The sequence below is a fragment of the Azospirillum halopraeferens DSM 3675 genome, from assembly GCF_000429625.1.
Lineage (GTDB): Bacteria > Pseudomonadota > Alphaproteobacteria > Azospirillales > Azospirillaceae > Azospirillum > Azospirillum halopraeferens.
Window position 1 is genome coordinate 482,772 of sequence record NZ_KE386927.1, and the last position, 21,646, is coordinate 504,417.

Genomic DNA, 21,646 nt, shown 5'->3' on the forward strand with positions numbered 1-21,646 from the left:
GGTCCGGTTTCTCCAGAACCCGCGACAATTTTCCCGATGTGGAACGCCGGCGCCTTCGCTTTCGTTTGACTTGCGGTGCGTGATCCGCTACCCAATGTGTACCGCGGGGCTCGGCGACCCGCGGGTCATACCAGCATATCCGGCGACAAGCACCTCCGGCGACACCTCCGGCGTCATCCGATCCACCGGCGTTCCGGCTCCCACCTCCGTTTTCGCCGGGCAACGGCAACCGACCCCTGTCCGGTCGACCGCCGCCGCGTCCCCGCACGGCGCATTGCCGCCGGCCGGGGCTCTCCTCCCGCATCAATCCGACCGATCATGTCCATAGGCCACCGATGCATCTCCAAGAGTTGAAGTGCAAGAGCCCCGCGGAGCTACTGGCGTTCGCGGAAGAACTTCAGATCGAGAACGCCAGCACCCTGCGCAAGCAGGACATGATGTTCGCCATCCTCAAGCAGTTGGCGGAAAATGACGTCCCGATCTTCGGAGACGGTGTGCTGGAGGTTCTACAGGACGGGTTCGGGTTCCTGCGCTCGCCGGAGGCCAATTACCTGCCCGGCCCCGACGACATCTATGTCAGTCCGAGTCAGGTGCGGCGCTTCGGGCTGCGCACCGGCGACACGGTGGAGGGGCAGATCCGCGCGCCCAAGGATGGCGAACGGTACTTCGCGCTGCTGAAGGTCAACTCGATCAACTTCGACGCGCCGGAGAAGGTGCGCCATCGCATCAACTTCGACAACCTGACGCCGCTCTACCCTGACGAGCGTCTGCGCATGGAGGTCGAGGATCCCACCAAGAAGAACTTCACCGGCCGCATCATCGACCTGGTGGCCCCTCTGGGCAAGGGCCAGCGCGGCCTGATCGTGGCGCCGCCGCGCACCGGCAAGACGGTGATGCTGCAGAACATCGCTCATTCCATCGCCACCAACCACCCCGAGGCCTACCTGATCGTGCTGCTCATCGACGAGCGGCCGGAAGAGGTGACCGACATGGCCCGGTCGGTGCACGGCGAGGTCATCTCCTCCACCTTTGACGAGCCGGCGGCCCGCCACGTCCAGGTGGCCGAGATGGTGATCGAAAAGGCCAAGCGCCTGGTGGAGCACAAGCGCGACGTGGTGATCCTGCTGGATTCCATCACCCGTCTGGCGCGCGCCTACAACACGGTGGTGCCCAGCTCCGGCAAGGTGCTGACGGGCGGCGTCGACGCCAACGCGCTGCAGCGGCCCAAGCGCTTCTTCGGCGCGGCCCGCAACATCGAGGAGGGCGGATCGCTGACCATCATCGCCACGGCGCTGATCGACACCGGCAGCCGCATGGACGAAGTGATCTTCGAAGAGTTCAAGGGCACCGGCAACTCGGAAATCGTCCTGGACCGCAAGCTCTCCGACAAGCGCACCTTCCCCGCCATCGACGTGTCGAAGTCGGGCACCCGCAAGGAAGAGCTGCTGGTCGACCGCGCCACCATGTCCAAGATGTGGATTCTGCGCCGCATCCTGATGCCCATGGGCGTCACCGACGCGGTCGACTTCCTTGTCGACAAGCTCAAGTACACCAAGAGCAACGCCGACTTCTTCGAGTCGATGAATCAATAGCGGGAATCAACAGGGGGCGCAAAGCGCCCCCTTTCGACTCTCCCCCGTCCGATGACGGGGGAGGGGTATCCGCTCGATATCAGAACGGCGGCTGCTGGGGCGCCGGGTTGCCGGCGGGCTGGCCGGCGGCGAGCTGGCGGCGGTAAAGGTCGGCGAAGTCGATGGGGTTGATCATCAGCGGCGGGTAGCCGCCGTCGCGGGTCGCCTCGGCGACGATGGCGCGGGCGAAGGGGAACAGCAGGCGCGGCCCCTCGATCATCAGCACCGGGCGGTGATGCTCCTGCGCCAGGCCGGGAAGCTGGAACAGGCCGCCGTAGGCCAGCTCCACCAGGAAGGCGGTGTTCTCGTTCTGCTTGGCCTCGCAGCGCAGGTGCAGGACCACCTCGTACACGTCCTCGGCCGCGGCGCGGGCCTGGACGTCGACGCCGATGTTCACCTGCGGCTGCGGCTGTCCCGGCAGCAGGCTCTGCGGCGCGTTCGGGTTCTCGAACGAGAAATCCTTCACGTACTGGGCGAGGATGTGCACGGGAAGGGCGGCGGGACCGCTCTGCTGCGGGGCGGCCTGGCCGTTGCCACCGGCGGTCGTCGGCTGATCGGACATGCTGGAAACTCCCGGCCGGCAACCGGCCGTCTTTGGGGGTGAAGCCTTCGGGCTGGCTAGCACGGATCCCCGTCACGGACAACCTGAACGAAGGCCGTTACGGGCGCCCGCCGGGTTCCCGCCCCTCGGGGCGCCAGCGGGACTCCTCGAGGCGCGGAGCGTCTCCGTCATCCCGGCGCGGTGCGCCGTCGGTGGTGCGGGGCTGCACTTCCTCGTAATCCACGTCGATGACGCGGCCGCCCGGCGGCGGTGCGCCCGCATCCCCCGGTCGGGCGGAGCCCGCATCCCCCGGTCGGCCGGACGTCCACACCCGGGTGCGTGCGCCCATGCGCTCCAGCAGCCAGCGTCCCATGCCCGCGCGCACCGGGGCGATGAACAGCAGCAGCCCCACCGCGTCGCTGAGGAAGCCGGGGATGATCAGCAGGATGGCGGCCACCACCATGCAGAAGCCGTGGAGCACCGCCCCCACCGGCAGTTCGCCGCGGTCGGCGCTGGCCTGCGCCCGGCGCAGCACCGACAGCCCCTGCAGGCGCAGCAGGACCGTCCCGGCCACGGCGGACAGGGCGATCAGCCCGATGGTCGCCAGCACGCCGATCCACGAGCCGACCTGGATGAACAGGGCGATCTCCACCAGCGGGAGTAGCAGCAGCAGCAGAAGCGGATTCATGCCCAACCTTGCTCTTTGAGGCTTTAGCCCCTATGTAGTCCGGAGGTAACACCGCCCGTATCGCAACCGGGCACCTCGACTGGTGGGCACCCTCTTGGGTACACTTAATCACAGCCTGCCGGGGGGTCCAGGGCAAACCCACAAGGACCGCGCCGATGGGTGATGGATTCGTGTTCATCGAGATTGTCATCTTCGCGATGATCGCGGCGTTCCTGGTATACAGGCTGCGCAGCGTGCTCGGCCGCCGCAACGGCGAGGAGCGCCAGCGGCCGAACCCCTATGCGTCGCGTCCGGACCAGGCGCGCCCCGACAACGTGGTGACCATGCCGGGCCGCGTTCGCCCGCAGCCGGCGGAGAGCGCCGCCCCGGACGAACCCCTGTCGCTGGCCGCCGCCATCGCCCGGATCGGCGCCGCCGATCCCACGTTCGAGGAAAAGCACTTCCTCCAGGGTGCGCGCGCCGCCTTCGAGATGATCGTCGATGCCTTCGCCCGCGGCGACACCGCCGCCCTGCGGCCCCTGCTGTCGGACGAGGTCTACGAGAACTTCGCCCGCGCCATCCGGGAGCGCGAGGCCGCCGGCGAGACGCTGGAAACCCGCATCGAGACGATCCAGGACGCCGACCTGGCCGAGGCGCGCATGGATGGCCGCACCGCCCTGGTGACCATCAAGTTCGTTTCCCATCAGGTGAATGTCACCCGCAACGCCGCCGGTGCCGTGGTCGACGGGGACCCGAACGAGGCGATCGAGGTGGTGGACATCTGGACCTTCGCCCGCGACACGCGTTCGCGGGATCCGAACTGGCTGCTGGTCGAGACCCGTACCCCGTCGTGATCGCCCGCGTTGCGTCCCGCGCATGGCGCGGGCGCCCCGGCCGCCGGCCCTTCCGGCTGGCCGGGGCGGTGTCCGTCCTGGCCCTTCTGGCGCTTGGCGCGTGCGAGCGCGACGGCGATCAGGCGACGACGGAGCCTCCGGCCGGGGAACGGCTGACCCTCACCGCCGTATCCTACGACGCTTTGCCCGGCTGGTCCGCCGACCGGGTGGCGGAGGCCGTGCCGGCGCTCATCCGCTCGTGCGCGACGCTGGGGGGCCGGGCCGCCGACCGCCCGGTCGGCCCCGACGGGATCGCCGGCACCGTGGCGGACTGGCAGGCCCCGTGCAGCCGTCTCGCCGCCCTGCCGCCCGACGACCATGCCACCGCCCGCGCCTTCTTCGAGGAGTGGTTCACCCCCTACGCCGCCGCCAACGGCACCGACCGCGACGGCCTGTTCACCGGCTATTACGAGGCCGAGCTGCGGGGATCCCGCACGCCCCATCCGGACTTCCCCGTTCCCCTCTACCGCCGCCCGGCCGATCTGGTCAGCGTCGAGCTGGCCGATTTCGGCGACAGGTGGAAGGGCGACCGCATCGCCGGGCGCGTGGTGGACGGGCGCCTGCGCCCCTACGAGGACCGCGCCGCCATCGAATCGGGCGCCCTGAAGGACCGCGGGCTGGAACTCCTGTGGGTGGACGACCCCATCGGCGCCTTCTTCCTGCACATCCAGGGGTCCGGACGGATCACCCTGGCCGATGGCGGGGAGGTCCGCGTCGGCTACGCCGGCCAGAACGGGCACCGCTACTTCGCGATCGGCAAGGCCCTCATCGACCGCGGCGAATTGACGCGGGAGGAGGTGTCGCTCCAGACCATCCGCGACTGGCTGCTTGCCCGCCCCTCCGAGGCGGGGGCGGTGATGAACCTCAACCCCTCCTACGTCTTCTTCCGGGAGCTGGAGGAGGAGGGACCGGTGGGCGCCCAGGGTGTGGTGCTCACGCCCGGCCGCAGCCTGGCGGTGGACCGCCGCTATCTGCCCTACGGGGCGCCGGTGTGGCTGGACGCGGAGGATCCCGTGGATGGCACGCTCCGGGTGCAACGCCTGATGGTGGCCCAGGACACCGGCGGTGCCATCCGCGGCCCGGTCCGCGGCGACGTGTTCTGGGGCCACGGCGCCGACGCCGAGCTGCGGGCCGGCCGGATGAAAAGCCGCGGATCCTATTACCTGCTGCTGCCGCGGGGCGTCATACCGGCGGCATCGGACTGATCCCGTCGGTATCACACCGCCGTCGTCGCGTCCCGGTCCGCACACCATTCCCGCCACATCATGCGCAACGCCGCTTCCAGGTTGCGGGTGAAGCGCACGCCGTCGCAAACAGGCGAGGCGGCGAGGCGCGGCCGCAGGTTCGCGCGCAGGACGGCCAGCCCCTCGGGGTCGGCGGCCAGGCCGGCGGCGATCGCCAGATAGGCCTCGGCGTCGCGGGCCACCAGCTCCGGCAATCCGGCGGCGTGCAGGTGGCCGGCCGAATGGCGGGAGCAGAAGCGCTCACCCCCGCCCGCGGTCACTACGGGAACACCCATCCACAGCGCTTCCAGCGTGGTCAGGCCGCCGGAATAGGGAAAGGGGTCCAGCGCCACGTCCACACGATTGTACCAGCCGGGCATCGCCGCGTGGGGGGCGCTGCCCGACAGATCCAGCCGCCCGGCGTCGCCGCCGTGGCGGGCGAAGATGGCGCGCAGGGCATCGCCCACGGCGGGATCGTCGAACTGGTGCGTCTTCAGCAGCAGCCGTGCGCCGGGCACCCGCTCCAGCAGCCGCGCCCACAGGGCGAGGGTGGGCTCCGACAGCTTGGCCCGGTTGTTGAAGCAGCCGAAGGTGACGAACCCGTTGGCCCGCAGGGGCAGCGGCCCCACCGGCGGGGCATCGGGGCGCGGCAGGACGCAGACATAGCCGTCGGGCAGGCGGGCCACCCGCTCCACCACCTCCGCCTCGCGCCCCGGCGGAAGGTGGCGGGCGTCGGCGATCAGCCAGTCCATGGCGGCCAGGCCGGTGGTGCCGACATAGCCGGCCCAGGTCGCCTGCACCGGCGCCGGCCGGCGCGCGAACAGGGGCAGCCGGTTGCCTGCGGTGTGCCCGGCCAAGTCCACCAGAATGTCGATGCCGTCGCTGCGGATCAGGGCCTCGGCCTCGCCGTCGTCCATCCCGGCGATCGGGCGCCAGAGATCGGCGGCGGCGCGCAGCCGGGCGGTCATGGCGTCTTCGCGCACGCGGGCGCTGTAGCACACCACCTCCACCGCCGCGCGGTCGTGGGCGGGCAGGACCGGGGCCAGGAAATAACCCACGGGGTGGAAGCCGAAATCGGCGGAGACGTAGCCGATGCGCAGCCGCCGGTCCGCATCCGGGGGGTTGGGGTGGGGGGCCGGCGGCGGGATCCGCCGGCCATGGCGGGCGTCCCAGGCGCGGTGCTCCGCCACCAGCGCCGCCCCGTCGGTCGCCGGGTCGTACTGCAGGGCCAGCAGCAGGTTGGAATGGATGTCGGCCCGGCCCGGCGCCAGCGCCAGGGCGTGCCGGTAGTCGGCGACCGCCGCGGCGATGCGCCCGGCGTCCTGCAACGCCACGGCCCGGTTCAGCAGAGCGTCCGCGGTGCCGGGTGCGATGGCCAGGGCCCGGTCGGCGGCGGTGACGGCGGCGGCGATCCGCCCGCGCCGGCGCAGCACCGGGGCGTGGTTGGTCCAGGCGTCGGGGGCTGCCGGCTCCAGCGCCAGCGCCCGCCGGCCGGCCGCATCGGCGGCGTCCATCCGGTCCAGCGCTTCCAGCGCCAGCGCCAGGTTGACCCAGCCGGCGCTCTCCGCCGGGGCGAGGCGGACCGCGCGCCGCGCGGCGTCCGCGGCGTCCGTCGGGCGGCCCAGCGCCTTCAGGGCGCCGGAGAGGTTGACGTACAGGGCGGGGCCGGCATCGGGGACGAGGGCGGCGGCGGCGTGCCCCCGGGCGACCGCGGTGCGCAGGCGTCCCGCCTGCCGGTGTGCCACGCCGCCGTTGATGCGGGCGGCCGCATCGTCCGGCCGCACGGCAACGGCGCGGTCCAGCCAGACCGCCGCGGCCGCGGCGTCGCCCCGCCGCATGGCGGCCAGTCCGCGTTCCGTCAGCGCCGTGCCATGGGCCGGATCCGCCAACAGCACGCCGGCCATGGCGGCCTCGGCCTCGGCCGGCCGGCCGGCGGCGGTGAGGGCGCCGGCGAGGTTGATGCGGAAGTCGGCCACCCCGGGCCGGGCGGCCACCGCCCGGGCGATCAGCCCGACGGCGTCGGCCGGCCGGCCGGTCTGGGCGGTGAGGACGCCCAGCAGATGCAGGGCGTCCGGGTTCTGCGGATCGGCGTCGAGGATGCGCCCGTAGAGGATACCCGCCTCGCCGTGGCGGCCGGCGAGGTGATGGTCGAGGGCTACGGCCAGGGCCTCGGCTACGGTCGCCATGGCCGCCGCTCCGTCAGTATTCCCTTATCGACCGATGCCACGGCATCGATCAGCCGGGTTTGGCGGCCGGGTTTGGCGGCCGGACCCTGATGGACGTGATCATTGTCCGGCCGTATCACTCCGGCGCTTTGGCGAGCATGCGACCGAGGTCGCGGCCGGCGAAGATGTGGACGTGCAGGTGCGGCACCTCCTGGTGGGCGTCGCGGCCGATGTTGGCGAGGATGCGATAGCCCGGCTCCACCACGCCGGCCTGGCGGGCGACCTCGCCGACGGCGCGAAAGAACCCCGCGATCTCCGCCTCCGACGCCGTGGCGGTGAAATCGTCCAGGCTGACGTACGCCCCCTTGGGGATCACCAGGATGTGGGTCGGCGCCTGCGGGTTGATGTCGTGGAAGGCCAGCGCGGTGTCGCTCTCATAGACCTTCTTGCACGGGATCTCGCCGCGCAGGATGCGGGCGAACACGTTGTTGGGATCGTACATCGTCGTCTGTTCCTCACCCGGTCTTCGGTCTGGCGTTCTTCTCGTCGATGCCGCCGATGCCCTCGCGGGCCGCGAGCTGCGCCCACACCGTGGCGGGCTCCAGCCCGGCGTCGGCCCACAGCACCAGCAGGTGGTAGAGCAGGTCGGCGGACTCCGCCGCGATCTTGGCGGGGTCACCGCGCATGGCCTCGATCACCGTCTCCACCGCCTCCTCACCCACTTTCTGGGCGATCTTGGCGGTGCCGCGGGAATAAAGCTTCGCGGTGTAGGACGTGGCCGGATCCGCCCCCTTGCGCGCCGCCACGGTGCGGTAGAGCCGGTCCAGGATCTCGGCCGTCGCGGGGGTCTCAGCCATGGGGGCGCACCGGGATGCCGGCGGCGGCCAGCGCCGCCTTGGCCTGGCCCACCGTGTAGGTGCCGAAATGGAAGATGGAGGCGGCCAGCACCGCGGTGGCGTGGCCGTCGCGGATGCCTTCCACCAGATGGTCCAGGGTGCCGACCCCGCCCGAGGCGATGACCGGGACGCGCACCGCGTCGGCTACCGCCCGGGTGAGGGCCAGGTCGAAGCCGCTCTTGGTGCCGTCGCGGTCCATGGAGGTCAGCAGGATCTCGCCCGCCCCGTACTCCGCCATGCGCCGGGCCCAGTCGACGGCGTCCAGGCCGGTTTCCTTGCGCCCGCCGTGGGTGAAGACCTGCCAGGTGTTCTCGCCCGTGCGCTTGGCGTCGATGGCGACGACGATGCACTGGCTGCCGAATTTCTCCGCCCCCTCGCGCACGAACTCCGGCCGGTGGACGGCGGCGGTGTTGATCGACACCTTGTCCGCCCCGGCCAGCAGCAGCTTGCGGATGTCGTCCACCGTGCGCACGCCGCCGCCGACGGTCAGGGGCATGAACACCTGCTCGGCCGTGCGGCGCACCACGTCGAAAATGGTGTCGCGGTTCTCGTGGCTGGCGGTGATGTCCAGGAAGGTCAGCTCGTCCGCCCCTTCGCGGTCGTAGACGCGCGCCTGCTCCACGGGATCGCCGGCGTCGATCAGGTCGACGAAGTTCACCCCCTTGACCACCCGCCCGTCCTTGACGTCCAGACAGGGGATGACGCGCATCTTCATCATCGCGTCAGGTCCTCGCCGGCGTCCTCGCGGACGGGGGCCGCCAGCAGCGCCAGCGCCGCCTGCGGGTCGATGCGGCCGTCGTACAGGGCGCGGCCGCAGATGACGCCCTCGATTCCCGCCTGCTCCTCGCGCTTCAGGGCGGCCAGGTCCTCGATGGACGACACGCCGCCCGAGGCGATGACCGGGGTGGTCAGGTGGAACGCCAGGTCGGCGGTGGCCTCTACGTTGACGCCGGCCATGGCGCCGTCGCGGTTGATGTCGGTGTAGATGATGGCGCAGACGCCGGAGTCCTCGAACTTCAGCGCCAGGTCCAGCGCCTTGATCTCCGACGTCTCGGCCCAGCCGGCGACCGCCACATAGCCCTCGCGCGCGTCGATGCCGACGGCGACGCGGCCGGGGAAGTGGCGGCACGCCTCCTTCACCAGGTCCGGGTTGCGCAGGGCGACGGTGCCCAGGATGACGCGGCTCACCCCCTTGGTCAGCCAGGCCTCGATGGTGTTCAGGTCGCGGATGCCGCCGCCGAGCTGGACCGGCATGCCGCCCACGGCGGCGAGGATGCGCTCCACCGCCTCGGCGTTGACCGGCCGGCCGGCGAAGGCGCCGTTCAGGTCGACCAGGTGCAGCCACTCGAACCCCTGCGCCTTGAAGGTGCCGGCCTGTTCGGCCGGGTCCGTGTTGAAGACGGTCGCGTGGTTCATCTCGCCGCGCACCAGACGCACGCAGGCGCCGTCCTTCAGATCGATGGCGGGGTAGAGGATCATGGCGGCGTGTCGTCCGGTTGGGGGTTGGAGGTCAGGTCTTTGAAGTAGAAATGGCCGGCCACCGGCTTGCCATCCACCTGCGCATAATAGGGGTGGGTGCCCCAGCGGGTGAAGCCCAGGTGCTCGTACAGGACGATGGCGGCTTCCTGAGTCTCGCGCACGTCCAGGTTCAGGATGCGCAAGCCCGCCTCGCGGGCCGCCCGCTCCACCGCCAGGGTCAGCCGGCGGGCCAGCCCGTGGCCGCGCGCCCACGGGGCGACGAAGGACGTGGTCAGCGTCCCCGCGTGGGCCTGCGCCTCGTTGTTGCGCGGCGGCCGCTGGAGCTGCGCGGATCCGGCAATCACCCCGTCCAGGCGGCCGACGAACAGCATGCGCTCCGGCACCACCAGAACGCCCTTCCAATAGCGCTCCATGACGTCGCGCGGCGGCGGTTCGACCCAGCCGAAGCCGCCGCCGGCGCGGATCGCCTCGTCAGCGGCGTCGCACAGATCGTGGAGGTCGGCGGCCCTCAGGCGGTCGCGGACCGGTTCGACGGTGACGGTCGGCGTCAGGCCCGGCATCGCTCAGGGCGTCCAGGTCAGGAAGTCGGCGATCAGGCGCAGGCCGGCGGCCTGGCTCTTTTCCGGGTGGAACTGGGTGCCCACCAGGTTGTCGCGGCCGATGACCGCGGTCACCGGCCCGCCGTAGTCGACCCGCGCCAGCTCGTGCGCCGGGTCGGCGCAGCGGAAATGGTAGGAATGGACGAAATAGCCGTGGGCGTCGGCCGGCAGGTGGTGCAGCACCGGATGCTCCGGGCGCAGCAGCACCAGGTCGTTCCACCCCATGTGGGGGATCTTCAGGGCGGCATCGGCGGGCTCCAGCGGCACCACATCGCCGCCGATCCAGCCCAGCCCGTCGTGCACGCCGTGCTCCAGCCCGCGCGTCGCCATGAGCTGCATGCCCACGCAGATGCCCAGGAAGGGGCGGCCGCCGCGGATCACCGTCTCCTCCAGCGCGTCGCGCATGCCGGGGACGGCGTCCAGGCCCCGCTTGCAGTCGGCGAAGGCGCCCACGCCGGGCAGCACGACGCGGTCGGCGCGGCGCACCGCGTCGGCGTCGGCGGTGACGAGGACCTCGCAGGCGAGGCCGGCCTCGGCCGCCGCACGCTCCACCGCCTTGGCGGCGGAGCGCAGATTGCCGGAGCCGTAGTCGATGAGGGCAACCGTGGCCATGGATGCAGGAACCCGATCGGTTTACAGGGAGCCGCCCAGCGTGCCCTTGGTGGACGGCACGGCGTCGGCCTTGCGGCGGTCGATCTCCACCGCGCTGCGCAGGGCGCGCGCCAGCGCCTTGTAACAGCTCTCGACGATGTGGTGGTTGTTCTCGCCGTACAGGGTTTCCACGTGCAGCGTCAGCCCGGCGGCGCCGGCGAACGCCTGGAACCATTCGCGGAACAGCTCGGTGTCCATGTCGCCGATCTTGTCGCGGCTGAAGGCCACCTTCCACACGAGGTAGGGACGGTTGGAGAAGTCCAGGGCGACGCGGGTCAGCGTCTCGTCCATCGGCACATAGGCGTGGCCGTAGCGGGCGATGCCCTTGCGCTCGCCCAGCGCGCGGGTCACCGCCTGGCCGATGGCGATGCCGGTGTCCTCGGTGGTGTGGTGGAAATCGATGTGCAGGTCGCCCTCGGCCACCACCGTCAGGTCCATCAGGCTGTGGCGCGAGAGCTGCTCCAGCATATGGTCGAGGAAGCCGATGCCGGTGCGCACGTCGTAGACGCCGGTGCCGTCCAGGTTCACCGCCACGCGGATGCGCGTCTCGGTGGTGTTGCGTTCGATGGTGGCGCGCCGGGCGCCGCTGGTCTGGGGCGTGTCCATGGCCGATGGTTTAGCATCAACGCACCGCATATGCCATAGCCGGAGGCGCTCGATGATCCATAGCCGGAGGCGCTCGATATGCGTAAGCCGGAGGCGCTCGATATGCGTAGCCGGCGGAGGTCCCGCCTCTCCCCGCGGGGAGCGGATCTTCGATCCTCACGCCGGCGGCATCGGCGATGTGGGAAGGGTTTGCACACCTGCGTGTGCCGCGCTATGGTCCATGCACACCCACCGCGTGCATATCTCCATATGCGTACACCGGCGCTCGCCCTCGTCCTGCTGCTGCCCGCCTGCGCGCTGTCCACGTGGGATCCGCCGCCGCGCACGGCGATGGCGCCGGCGGTGGCGGCGGGATCGACGGAACCGCTGCGCTTCGGCGGGCTCGGCCTCGCCTCCATGCGGCGGGGGACGGAGATCGGACGCTATCTCTGGGGCCTCGACTGCGCCGGGCCGGTGGGGCGGGAGTTCTGGACCAGCGGCCGCCGCCTGCGCGAGGGCGCCACCTGGGAGGACCGCTTCTACACGGTGATGGCCGACGCCGGCTTCGCCGTGACCGGCGGGGCCGGCCGGTTCTACGAGGCCAAGGCGCAGGGCCGGCGTGCCCGCTACACCGTCTCGGCCGAACTGAAGGCGATCCGGCTGGAGCTGTGCCGGCGCGAGGACTGGATCACCGGCGCCGACCGGGGGATCAGCGGCTACGGCACCGTCACGGTGGACTGGGCGCTCTACGATCCCGAGGCGCAGCGCCTGCTCCACCGCGTCACCACCACCGGCAGCGCCACCACCGACACCGGCCTGCCCGAGGGCGACATCTTCCTGATCGAGGAGGCGTTCTCCACCGCCGCCGAGGGGCTGGCGGCCGACGACGGATTCCGCGCCGCGGTGGCGAAGGGCTTCGTGCCGCCGCTGCCCGACGCGCCGCCCATCGACGTTCCGGCCGTCGCCGGTCCGATGGATCCCCCGATGGACGGCTTGCCGGCGCCTCCGGTCGCCCTGATTCCGGCCGGCTTGGCGCCGCTGGAGGTGGATGGCCCGCCGCTTTTCGACGGCTTCGTCGAGGATGCGGCCGGCCGGCTGGCCGCGGCCCTGGTGCCGGTGGGCAGCGGACACGGCATCGTGGTCGGCGCCCACCGCCATGACGGCGGCGGCTCCGTCCTGCTGGTGCCGGACGCGGCGCTGGACGGGCGCAGCGCCGTCACGGTCCGTCCCGCCGCGGGCGTCGCCCTGGACGGCACGGTGGAGCGGCGGGACGCCCGCCTCGGCCTGGCGCTGGTGCGGGTGCCGGCCCGCCTCACGGCGCTGCCGGTGCGCCGTGCCCCGCCGGCGGTCAGCGAGGCGGTGCACCTCGCCACCGGCGGCCGGCGCCGGACGGCGCCGGGGATCGTCGGCGGCCTGCGTCCGGATCCGGAGCGCGGCTGCGACGTGCTGCTGGCCGACCTGGACGGGCCGCCGCCGCGGGCCGGGGACGCGCTGCTCGACGACGCCGGCAATCTGGCCGGGCTGGCCCTGCCGGGCGGGCCGGCGCTGCCGGGCGCCGACCCGCTGGCCGCCTTCGTTCCCGCCGGCGAGGTGCTGCGCCTCCTGGGGGTAAGCCCGATGCGCGCGGACTAGACGGGGTTGACCGGCCCGGGTTACTCCCCCACATGCAGCCCCGACCTTCCGCCGCGCCGCGACGGTGTGCGGAGGACCGTTCCCTCTCTCCGGCGCCCGGATTCCATGACGACCCACGATCCCATCCAGTGGCACGGCACCACCATCCTGTCGGTCCGCAAGGGCGGCCGGGTGGTGGTGGCCGGCGACGGCCAGGTCTCGCTCGGCCAGACGGTCATCAAGCACAACGCCCGCAAGGTGCGCCGGCTGGCCGGCGGCGCGGTGATGGCCGGCTTCGCCGGGGCCACCGCCGACGCCTTCACCCTGTTCGAGCGCCTGGAAGCCAAGTTGGAGCAGCACCCCGGCCAGCTCACCCGCGCCTGTGTGGAGATGGCCAAGGACTGGCGCACCGACCGCTACCTGCGCCGGCTGGAGGCGATGATGGCGGTGGCCGACCGCGACGTCAGCCTGGTGCTGACCGGCAACGGCGACGTGCTGGAGCCCGAGGACGGGCTGATCGGCATCGGCTCGGGCGGCGCCTTCGCCCTGTCGGCGGCCCGCGCCCTGATCGACGTGGACGGGCTGGACGCCGAGGCGATCGCCCGCAAGGCCATGCGCATCGCCGCCGGCATTTGCGTCTACACCAACGAAAACGTCGTCGTGGAATCCCTGTGATGAGCGCCTTCAGCCCCCGCGAGATCGTCTCCGAACTCGACCGCTTCATCGTCGGCCAGCACGACGCCAAGCGGGCCGTCGCCATCGCTCTGCGCAACCGCTGGCGCCGCCAGCAGCTTCCCGAAGGGCTGCGCGAGGAGGTTCTGCCCAAGAACATCCTGATGATCGGTCCGACCGGCGTCGGCAAGACGGAGATCGCCCGCCGCCTGGCCAAGCTGGCCCAGGCGCCCTTCCTGAAGATCGAGGCGACCAAGTTCACCGAGGTCGGCTACGTCGGCCGCGACGTGGAGCAGATCGTGCGCGACCTGGTGGAGATCGCCATCTCCATGACCAGGGAGCGGCTGCGCAAAGCGGTCACCGCCAAGGCCGAGGTGCGCGCCGAGGAGCGGGTCATCGACGCGCTGTGCGGCGAGCAGGCCAGCCCCGAGACGCGGCAGAAGTTCCGCAAGATGCTGCGCGAGGGCTCCCTCAACGACCGCGAGATCGAGATCCAGGTGGCCGACGCCACCATGGGCGGCATGCTCCCCACCTTCGACGTGCCGGGCATGCCCGGCGCCCAGATGGGCATGCTCAACCTCAACGACATCTTCGGCAAGGCGTTCGGCGGCCGCACCAAGGCACGGCGCATGTCGGTGTCCGAAAGCTACGACGTGCTGGTCGCCGAGGAGGCGGACAAGCTGCTGGACCAGGAGACGGTGGTGCGCGAGGCCATCGACTCCGTGCAGCAGAACGGCATCGTCTTCCTGGACGAGATCGACAAGATCTCCGCCCGCTCCGACCACAAGGGCGGCGCCGACGTCAGCCGTGAGGGCGTGCAGCGCGACCTGCTGCCCCTCATCGAGGGCACCACGGTCAACACCAAGCACGGGCCGGTGAAGACCGACCACATCCTGTTCATCGCGTCCGGCGCCTTCCACATCGCCAAACCGTCGGACCTGCTGCCGGAGCTGCAGGGGCGCCTGCCCATCCGGGTGGAGCTGAAGCCGCTGACCCGCGACGACTTCAAGCGCATCCTGACCGAGCCGGAAGCCAGCCTGATCAAGCAGTACAAGGCCCTGATGGCGACCGAGGGGCTGACCCTGGACTTCACCGACGACGCCATCGACGAGCTGGCCCGCCTGGCCGCGGAGATCAACACCAGCGTCGAGAACATCGGCGCCCGGCGCCTGCACACGGTGATGGAGCGCCTGCTGGAGGAGATCAGCTTCACCGCCAGCGACCGTTCCGGCCAGACCGTCACCATCGACGCCGCCAGCGTGACCGAGCGGGTCGGCAGCCTGGCGAAGAACGCCGACCTGTCGAAGTTCATCCTGTAAGCCCGGGATGAACGATCCGGGACCGCAATGATTATGGTGCGGTGAAGCGGGGCGGCGTCCCGGCCGAGGCGCAGGGACGCAGCCCGACCGGATCCGCTGTGTCGATGAACGCCACGACCGTATCGAGCGCGCAACGATCCACCGCGGTGACCACGTGGCCGGCGCTGCGGAACAGCAGGTGGCGGCTGCGGGGCAGGGTGGCGGCGGCCCGCTCGCCCCAGGACGGCGGGGTGAACGGGTCGTAGGCACCTGACAGCAGCAGCACCGGCACCGTCCCGGCGACGGGCAGGCGCTCCCCCGGCTCCTGCGTTCCGGCCGGCCAGCGGGCGCAGACCCGCATCGGCGTCGCCGTATCCGCCGCTGCGCCGAAGGGCAGGGCGCGCCGGCGGGCCGCCTCGACCCGCGCGGGGTCGGCGGGATTGACGGTTTCCCGGCATTCGATGGCGAAGGCCATGCCGTCGGCGGTTTCCACATCGCCCAGCCAGGGGGCCGGGGCGTAATAGGCCAGCTCCTCCGGCCGGCCGCGCGCGGCGCGATCCAGCAAGGCGGGCAGGCGCGCCAGCGCCTCGGTCCCCGCCATGGCCTCCAGCGCCGCTGCCAGCAGGGTGGCGCCGTCCAGCCGCACCGGCGGCATCCCCTCCTCCGGCCGCACCGTCACCGGCGCCCCGTCCAGACGGGCGACGAGGGCGGCGACGCGCCGCTCCAGGTCGGGGAAGGCGGCGCGGCAGCGCCGGCTGGCGGTGCAGTCGTCGAACAGGCGGCGGAAGGCCGCGGCGGCGGCGGCCGGCTGTTCCTCCGGCACCGTCACGTCCGGCGGATAGACCCCGTCCAGCACCACCGCGCGGAAGCGGCCGCCGTGGCGCCGCAACGCCTCCAGCGCCACCCGGGTGCCGTAGGACACGGCCAGCAGGTTGACCGGCTCGCCCCCCAGGGCGGCGGCGAGATCGGCGAGGTCGTCGGCCAGGGCGGCGGTGGAGAAGGCGGTGAGGTCGACCCCGGCGTCGCGCAGCCGGGCGGCGCAGCGGTCGAGCGCATCGGCCTCCATGGCCACCCGCCGCTCGGCGGTCGGCGGCGACTCGGATCCGGCGGCGGCGGCCAGCCCGTCCAGCTCCGGGCAGTCGGTGTCGGGCTCGGCCAGGCCGCTGCCGCGCGCGTCGAACAGCACCACGTCGCGGCGGCGGCGGAAGGGAAGGGTGGTGTCCCACCAGCCTTCCATCCGCTCCTCCATGCCGGCCCCGGTGCCGAACACGGCGGCACCGGGGCCGCCTTCCACGAACACCACGGGATCGCGGGCGGGGCGGGCGGCGCGGCTGCGCAGCACGGCGACGGGCAGCGCCAGGGTGCGGCCGCCGGGCCGGGCCCGGTGCTCCGGCACCTCCAGGACGGCGCAGTCCGCCCGCTCGCCGTCCGGCACGGTGAAGCGGCAGGGCGCCGGCGTCAGCCGCGGCGCCGCCGGGGCGTCGCCCGCCGCGCCGAGGGCGAGCAGGGCGAACAGAGCCGCGCCGGGCAGGGTGCCGGCAGGACGGGGCGGGGCGGGCCGGGATGGAGTGGAAGGGGCGGAGCGCTGCACGGGCGGGTCGCGGGCCGGGGAATGTGGATCCTGTGTCGCGCGAGTCGGGGGCGGAGTCCAGGGGCCCCGCCCCGACTCCCGGCAGCAGTTGCCGCGTTGCAACACAGATCCGGCGCCGGCGCCGCGGCCGGTTGACACAAATCATCCGATCACGGATGCTTCCCGCATACGCATCCATGGAGAGCATCATGCAAAGCCTCTGGCGCAGCGCGCTGCACCGCTGGCTCGGCGACCGCGGCCGGCCCGGCGTCGATGATCTGTGCGACCACCTGCGGCGCGATATCGGCCTGGACCACGTCGATCCCGCGGACCCGGCCGCGGGTGTGCGACGCCCCGCGGAACCCATCCGTCCGCGCATCCTTTCGGGTGACAGGATGCTTCTCCTCTTGCACGAATCCCGCTGAGCGGCGATACCTGAAACCCTCGATCTCACCGCACAGGACCAAGGAGACCGTCATGAAACTCGTCGTCCCCGCCAACCGGATTCCGACCGGCCGACGCGGCCGAGCTTCGGCCGTCCGCATGAACGATCGCCATTGGCGCTGTTTCGGCCCGTCCTGCGACTTCCGGATATCGAGGGGATCCTATGAGTGTCTTTCTGGGTTTGTGCGGTCACCGGGTCTTCGTTGAACATGCCCGTTGGGCAACACCGGGCGGTCGCTTCGACCTCCGGCGGGAAAACGGGGAAATCGTCGTATGGCTCGGACGCCTGAACATCATCTACACGCCCGCCCGCTGGGCGCCGCCGGCCCCGTCGCCGGGGTGCGGCCGCCGCGCCGGAGGGCTGCCTGATGCCGGCCCGCACCCGCCCTGACGAGGTGGCGACCGTCGTCCGCGTGCTCGAGGCGTTCCGCACGCTCGACCCCGACCTGCCGATCCAGTACGCGCTGTCCTTCCTCACCATCGCGCAGAACGAGGGCATTTCCATCGGGGAGCTTGCGGAACGCCTGGGCATCGCCCAGTCCTCCGCCTCGCGCAACGTCGCCGCGCTCAGCCGCTGGCATTCCTTCGGCAAGGCCGGCCTTGACCTGGTGCAGGCGCAGGAGGATCCGCGCGAACGCCGCCGCAAGATCGTCACCCTGACCGACCGCGGGCAGGCCTTCGTGGCCGATCTGCGCGGCATCGTCAGCACACCGGCGCCGGAAAAGAAGGCCGAGATCCGCCGCGCCCGCAGCGCCTGACGCTTCGCCGGCCGGGTGGCTGCCGGGTGGCGGCCGTTACGCCCCGGCGATCTCCTCCCCCAGCGCCCGGCGCAGCGCGCCCAGCAGGGCCCGCACCCCCTCTTCCAGCCGATGGGGCGCCAGCCCGCTGCGGCCCGCCTGCCCGGCCACCTGATCCGGCAGGGGCGGCACGTGCAGGAACGCCATGGGCACGTCGGGACCCACCGTCGCGATGCGGTGGCGGGCGCGGTAATAGAGTTGGTTGCACACGAAGCCGCCGGCGTGGTCGCTGATCGCCACCGGCAGTCCGGCCCGGGCCAGCGTGCGCACCAGCAGCGGCACGGGAATGCCGCAGCCATAGGCGGTGGGGCCGCCGGGCACGATCTCCGCATCCTCGCGCACCACGCCGGCGTTGTCGGCCTTGGGGCTCTCGTCGCGGTTCCAGGCCAGCCGCTCCACCAGCACCGACTCGGTGCGGAAGGACAGGCCGAAGGACAGGGCGGCGATGGGGTCGTGCTGCTCCAGCAGCGCGTCGAAGGCGGCGGCGCAGGTGTCGTATTCCACCGGCAGGACGGCGGTCACCACCCCCTCGGCCCCGGCCAGCCGCTCCATCAGCAGCGCCGTCGGGTTGGCCTCGTGCCCGTCGAAGGGCTGGAAGCCGGTGAGGAGGATGGGCCCGCCCACGGCCGGGTCAGGACCCGGCGCCCGGCCGCAGCAGGCCGATGACGTCCTTGACCTCGGCCAGGTGCGTCTCCGCCATGGCGGCGGCGCGCTCGCCGCCGGCGCGCAGCAGCCGGTCGATCTCGCCCTTGTCGGCCATCAGGGCGTTCATGCGGGCGGTGATGGGGGCCAGCGTCTCCACCGCCACGTCCACCAGGGAGGACTTGAAGTCGGAGAACCGGGCGCCGGCGAACCGCTCCACCGTGGCGGCGCGGCTCTCGCCCGACAGGGCGGCGTAGATGGTGACGAGGTTGTCGGCCTCGGGCCGCTTCTCCAGGTCCTCGACCGTGCCGGGCAGCGGCTCGGGGTCGGTCTTCGCCTTGCGGATCTTCTGGGCGATGGTGTCGGCGTCGTCGGTCATGTTGATGCGCGAGTACTCGGACTCGTCCGACTTGCTCATCTTCTTCGTGCCGTCGCGCAGCGACATGACGCGGGTGGCCTCGCCCAGGATCTGCGGCTCGGGCAGGGGGAAGAGGTCGACGCCGTAATGGCGGTTGAAGGCACCGGCGATGTCGCGGGCCAGCTCCAGGTGCTGCTTCTGGTCCTCGCCCACCGGCACGTGGGTGGCCTTGTACAGCAGGATATCGGCGGCCATCAGCACCGGGTAGGCGTAGAGGCCGAGGTTGGCCATCTCGCGCTGCTTGCCCGCCTTCTCCTTGAACTGGGTCATCCGGTTCAGCCAGCCGATGGGCGTGTGGCAGGACAGGATCCACGACAGTTCGGAGTGCTGCGGCACGTAGGACTGGTTGAAGAGGATGTTGCGCTCCGGGTCGATGCCGGCGGCCATGTAGGCGGCGGCGACCTCGCGGATGTTGTTGCGCAGGACCTCCGGCTCCTGGTTCTGGGTCAGGGCGTGCAGGTCGACGACGCAGAAGATGCACTCGTACCGGTCCTGCAGGGCCACCCAGTTGCGCAGCGCGCCGAGGTAGTTGCCGAGGTGAAGCTGGCGGGTCGGCTGCATGCCGGAGAAAATGCGGTTCAAGGCACGGTCCTCGCGCGTCTGTCGCGACCAACGGGAAAGGCCGGTGTTATCGCGCCGGACGCCGGACGGGTCAAGCCGCGTCGGGGCGCGGCGCGGAGATCCCTTGTCATCCCTGCCCCCGTCGGCGGCGCAGCAGGTCCCTGACCTCGCCGAGGCGGGCGGCGCCCAGGGCGTGGGCGAGGCCGGCGTACAGCGCCCCGCCGCCCGCCACCAGCACCGCCAGAGCGGCGAGCCGCACGGCGCCGGGGGCGGCAAACAGCCAGGGGTCGAGCAGGGCGGCGGCGCCCGCCAGGCCGAACGCCATGCCGGCGGACGCCAGCACGATGCGCGGGGCGCGCCGGCGGGCGCGCTCGTCCACCTCCAATAGGCCGCGCCGGCGCAGGGCCGCTACCAGCAGCGCCACGTTCAGCCAGGCGGTCAGCCCGGTGGCCAGGGCGATGCCGACGTGGGCGATGACGTGCAGCAGGGCAAAAGCGAGCAGGCCGTTGGCAACGGTGACCGCGATGGCGATGCGCACCGGCGTTGCCGTGTCCTGGCGGGCGAAGAAGGCGGCGCTCAGCACCTTGGTGACCACGTAGGCCGGGATGCCCACGGCGTAGGCGGCCAGGGTGTGTGCGGTCGCCGCGGTCTCGGCCGGGCCGAAGGCGCCGCGCTCGAACAGCACGGCGACGATGGGGTGGCCGACGGCGACCAGGGCCACCGCCGCCGGCAGGCCCAGCAGCAGGCTGAACTCCAGCGCCCGGCTGAGATCATGGCGCACCGCCGCGTGGTCGCCCGCCGCGACGTGGCGCGACAGCAGGGGCAGCAGCGCCGTACCGATGGCGATGCCGATGATGCCCAGGGGCAACTGGTTCAGCCGGTCGGCGTAATAGAGGAACGACACCGCACCCGACGGCAGCAGCGAGGCCAGGATGACGTCGACGAACAGGTTGATCTGCATGACCCCGGCGCCGATCGCCGCCGGCCCCGCCAGACGGAACAGCCGGCGCACGCCGGGCGTCAGGCGCGGGCGCGGCAGGGCGACCGTGGCACCGGCGGCGCGGCACGCCCACGCCATCCACACCAGTTGCACGATCCCCGACAGGCTGACCGCCGCCGCCATCGCTGCACCCCGGTCGAGGCCGATGCGGGGGGCGAGCAGCAGGGCGGCGATCAGCGTCAGGTTGAAGGCGACGGGGGCAGCGGCGAAGGGGCCGAAGCGGTCCAGGGCGTTCAGCACGCCGCCCAGCAGGGCCACCAGCGACACCAGCATCAGATAGGGGAAGGTCAGGCGGGCGTAGTCCACCGCCAGGTCGAAGCGGCCGGCATCGCCGGTGAAGCCCGGCGCCAGCACCGTCATCAGGTGCGGCATGGCCGCCACCGCCAGCACCGTGAAGGGCACCAGCACGCACAGCAGCACCGCCAGCGCCTCGCCCGCGAAGGCCAGCGCGGCGGCGCGGCCGTCCCGTTGCAGGCGTTCGGAGAACAGCGGCACGAAGGCGACCGAGAAGGCGCCCTCGGCGAACAGGCGGCGGAAGAAGTTGGGCAGCTTCAGCGCGACGAAGAAGGCATCGGCCACCGGCCCGGCGCCGAGCACCGACGCGGTCAGCACGTCGCGGGCGAAACCGGCCACCCGGCTCAGCATGGTGAGGCCGCCGACGGTGGCGACGGAACGCGCGAAGCTCATGGGGCCGGGGGTATAGCCCGGCCGGCTGCTGTTGGGAAGCGCCCCGGCGGGCGGGGTGGCCGGTGGGGCGGCCGGCTCCGCCCGGGGGGTGTGGGCGGGGCCGGCTGCCGGGGGGCGTTACTGCGCGGTGCCGCCCGGCCGCGCGTCGTCGGTCGCAGTGCCTCCGGCACCGGCCGCCGGCGGCTCGGTGATGGTCACGTCGGGGTCCGACTGCGGCGGGACGACCGTCACGTTGCCGTCCGTGCCGGTGCCGGTGCCGCCCGTGGTGCCCGTTCCGGTGCCGCCCGTGGTGCCCGTTCCGATCCCGGTGTCGGCGTCCATGCCGGTCCCGGTACCGGTGCCGGTGGCGGTATCGTCGGCGCCGATGCCGGACCCGCCCGCGGTGCCCGTCCCGATCCCGGTGTCGGTGCCCATGCCGGTTCCCGTTCCGGCGCCCGGAGCGGTGTCGTAGGTGCCGCCGGGGGCGGTCGCGGTGTCTTCCTCGATGGCGGTCGGGCTCTGCGTGACCTCGGTGTCGTCACCGCACGCGGCGAGCAGCCCCAGGGCGACCGTGCCCATGAAGGCGGCGCGCAGCAGCGGAGCGGAGCGTCGTTGGTCGATGGCGTTCATCGCAATC

Annotated in this window: 23 protein-coding genes; 8 read left to right on the top strand and 15 right to left on the bottom strand. The window is 72.2% G+C overall.

Going from position 1 to position 21,646, the window contains the following annotated elements; genetic code table 11:
• Nucleotides 1-335: 335 nt before the first annotated feature.
• The gene (rho, locus tag G472_RS0126850; protein ID WP_029010852.1) at nt 336-1,592 is read left to right on the top strand and encodes a transcription termination factor Rho; all 1,257 of its coding nucleotides are present in this window, start codon (nt 336-338) and stop codon (nt 1,590-1,592) included.
• Between the two features lie 79 nt (nt 1,593-1,671).
• Here the strand turns inward: rho and secB are convergent, their stop codons facing one another.
• Both secB and G472_RS35890 read right to left on the bottom strand, forming a co-directional pair.
• A complete protein-coding gene (secB, locus tag G472_RS0126855) occupies nt 1,672-2,193 on the bottom strand; it encodes a protein-export chaperone SecB (protein ID WP_029010853.1) in 522 nt (173 codons plus the stop codon).
• A gap of 97 nt (nt 2,194-2,290) precedes the next feature.
• Entirely contained in the window at nt 2,291-2,860 is a 570-nt protein-coding gene (locus G472_RS35890; protein ID WP_029010854.1) for an FxsA family protein, read from the bottom strand.
• A 155-nt stretch (nt 2,861-3,015) separates the two neighbouring features.
• Here G472_RS35890 and G472_RS0126865 point away from each other — a divergent pair, with 155 nt between their 5' ends.
• Both G472_RS0126865 and mltA read left to right on the top strand, forming a co-directional pair.
• Nucleotides 3,016-3,693: a Tim44/TimA family putative adaptor protein gene (locus G472_RS0126865; protein ID WP_029010855.1), complete on the top strand. Its 678-nt coding sequence runs from the start codon at nt 3,016-3,018 to the stop codon at nt 3,691-3,693.
• Nucleotides 3,690-4,937, top strand: coding sequence for a murein transglycosylase A (gene mltA, locus G472_RS0126870; RefSeq protein WP_342667966.1), 1,248 nt, complete (start codon nt 3,690-3,692; stop codon nt 4,935-4,937). The genes G472_RS0126865 and mltA overlap by 4 nt, the downstream gene beginning before the upstream one ends.
• Before the next feature lie 11 nt (nt 4,938-4,948).
• Here the strand turns inward: mltA and G472_RS35895 are convergent, their stop codons facing one another.
• The 8 genes from G472_RS35895 to hisB all read right to left on the bottom strand — a co-directional run bounded on the left by G472_RS35895 (nt 4,949) and on the right by hisB (nt 11,351).
• On the bottom strand, nt 4,949-7,141 hold the full coding sequence (locus tag G472_RS35895) for a tetratricopeptide repeat protein (RefSeq protein ID WP_084536920.1): 2,193 nt from the start codon (nt 7,139-7,141) through the stop codon (nt 4,949-4,951).
• A 115-nt stretch (nt 7,142-7,256) separates the two neighbouring features.
• Complete coding sequence (locus G472_RS0126880; protein ID WP_029010857.1) at nt 7,257-7,622, bottom strand: histidine triad nucleotide-binding protein; 366 nt, start codon at nt 7,620-7,622, stop codon at nt 7,257-7,259.
• A gap of 13 nt (nt 7,623-7,635) precedes the next feature.
• Nucleotides 7,636-7,977 carry a phosphoribosyl-ATP diphosphatase gene (locus G472_RS0126885; protein ID WP_029010858.1) on the bottom strand — a complete coding sequence of 114 codons (342 nt, stop codon included), beginning with the start codon at nt 7,975-7,977 and terminating at the stop codon, nt 7,636-7,638.
• Nucleotides 7,970-8,734 (bottom strand): imidazole glycerol phosphate synthase subunit HisF, encoded by a 765-nt coding sequence (gene hisF / locus G472_RS0126890; RefSeq protein ID WP_029010859.1) that lies wholly within the window; start codon nt 8,732-8,734, stop codon nt 7,970-7,972. The genes G472_RS0126885 and hisF overlap by 8 nt, the downstream gene beginning before the upstream one ends.
• Nucleotides 8,731-9,495: a 1-(5-phosphoribosyl)-5-[(5-phosphoribosylamino)methylideneamino]imidazole-4-carboxamide isomerase gene (gene hisA, locus G472_RS0126895; protein WP_029010860.1), complete on the bottom strand. Its 765-nt coding sequence runs from the start codon at nt 9,493-9,495 to the stop codon at nt 8,731-8,733. Before hisA ends, hisF begins: the two co-directional genes overlap by 4 nt.
• Nucleotides 9,492-10,055: a GNAT family N-acetyltransferase gene (locus G472_RS0126900; RefSeq protein WP_029010861.1), complete on the bottom strand. Its 564-nt coding sequence runs from the start codon at nt 10,053-10,055 to the stop codon at nt 9,492-9,494. Before G472_RS0126900 ends, hisA begins: the two co-directional genes overlap by 4 nt.
• A 3-nt stretch (nt 10,056-10,058) precedes the next feature.
• Nucleotides 10,059-10,706 carry an imidazole glycerol phosphate synthase subunit HisH gene (gene hisH, locus G472_RS0126905; RefSeq protein WP_029010862.1) on the bottom strand — a complete coding sequence of 216 codons (648 nt, stop codon included), beginning with the start codon at nt 10,704-10,706 and terminating at the stop codon, nt 10,059-10,061.
• Between the two features lie 21 nt (nt 10,707-10,727).
• Nucleotides 10,728-11,351, bottom strand: a complete 624-nt coding sequence (gene hisB / locus G472_RS0126910; RefSeq protein ID WP_029010863.1) for an imidazoleglycerol-phosphate dehydratase HisB — start codon at nt 11,349-11,351, stop codon at nt 10,728-10,730.
• Nucleotides 11,352-11,600: 249 nt separating this feature from the next.
• Here hisB and G472_RS35900 point away from each other — a divergent pair, with 249 nt between their 5' ends.
• From G472_RS35900 to hslU, 3 genes are all read left to right on the top strand, one after another.
• Nucleotides 11,601-12,962, top strand: a complete 1,362-nt coding sequence (locus tag G472_RS35900; protein ID WP_051341375.1) for a trypsin-like peptidase domain-containing protein — start codon at nt 11,601-11,603, stop codon at nt 12,960-12,962.
• A gap of 105 nt (nt 12,963-13,067) precedes the next feature.
• The gene (gene hslV, locus G472_RS0126920; protein WP_029010864.1) at nt 13,068-13,616 is read left to right on the top strand and encodes an ATP-dependent protease subunit HslV; all 549 of its coding nucleotides are present in this window, start codon (nt 13,068-13,070) and stop codon (nt 13,614-13,616) included.
• Nucleotides 13,616-14,932, top strand: a complete 1,317-nt coding sequence (gene hslU / locus G472_RS0126925; protein ID WP_029010865.1) for an ATP-dependent protease ATPase subunit HslU — start codon at nt 13,616-13,618, stop codon at nt 14,930-14,932. The genes hslV and hslU overlap by 1 nt, the downstream gene beginning before the upstream one ends.
• Before the next feature lie 31 nt (nt 14,933-14,963).
• Here hslU and G472_RS0126930 read toward each other — a convergent pair whose 3' ends face one another.
• A complete protein-coding gene (locus G472_RS0126930; protein WP_084536921.1) occupies nt 14,964-16,502 on the bottom strand; it encodes an alpha/beta fold hydrolase in 1,539 nt (512 codons plus the stop codon).
• A 176-nt stretch (nt 16,503-16,678) separates the two neighbouring features.
• Between G472_RS0126930 and G472_RS0126935 the strand changes: the two genes are divergently transcribed.
• Complete coding sequence (locus G472_RS0126935) at nt 16,679-16,906, top strand: hypothetical protein (protein ID WP_029010867.1); 228 nt, start codon at nt 16,679-16,681, stop codon at nt 16,904-16,906.
• Nucleotides 16,907-17,293: 387 nt separating this feature from the next.
• Nucleotides 17,294-17,683 carry a MarR family transcriptional regulator gene (locus tag G472_RS0126940; protein WP_029010868.1) on the top strand — a complete coding sequence of 130 codons (390 nt, stop codon included), beginning with the start codon at nt 17,294-17,296 and terminating at the stop codon, nt 17,681-17,683.
• Nucleotides 17,684-17,719: 36 nt separating this feature from the next.
• On the opposite strand, the gene G472_RS0126945 is transcribed toward G472_RS0126940, so the two are convergent.
• The 4 genes from G472_RS0126945 to G472_RS39900 form a co-directional block, all read right to left on the bottom strand.
• The gene (locus tag G472_RS0126945) at nt 17,720-18,346 is read right to left on the bottom strand and encodes a pyroglutamyl-peptidase I (protein ID WP_029010869.1); all 627 of its coding nucleotides are present in this window, start codon (nt 18,344-18,346) and stop codon (nt 17,720-17,722) included.
• 7 nt (nt 18,347-18,353) lie between these two features.
• Nucleotides 18,354-19,364 (bottom strand): tryptophan--tRNA ligase, encoded by a 1,011-nt coding sequence (gene trpS / locus G472_RS0126950; RefSeq protein WP_029010870.1) that lies wholly within the window; start codon nt 19,362-19,364, stop codon nt 18,354-18,356.
• Between the two features lie 106 nt (nt 19,365-19,470).
• Entirely contained in the window at nt 19,471-21,030 is a 1,560-nt protein-coding gene (murJ, locus tag G472_RS0126955; RefSeq protein ID WP_029010871.1) for a murein biosynthesis integral membrane protein MurJ, read from the bottom strand.
• A 117-nt stretch (nt 21,031-21,147) separates the two neighbouring features.
• Nucleotides 21,148-21,639 carry a hypothetical protein gene (locus G472_RS39900; RefSeq protein ID WP_029010872.1) on the bottom strand — a complete coding sequence of 164 codons (492 nt, stop codon included), beginning with the start codon at nt 21,637-21,639 and terminating at the stop codon, nt 21,148-21,150.
• Nucleotides 21,640-21,646 lie beyond the last annotated feature (7 nt).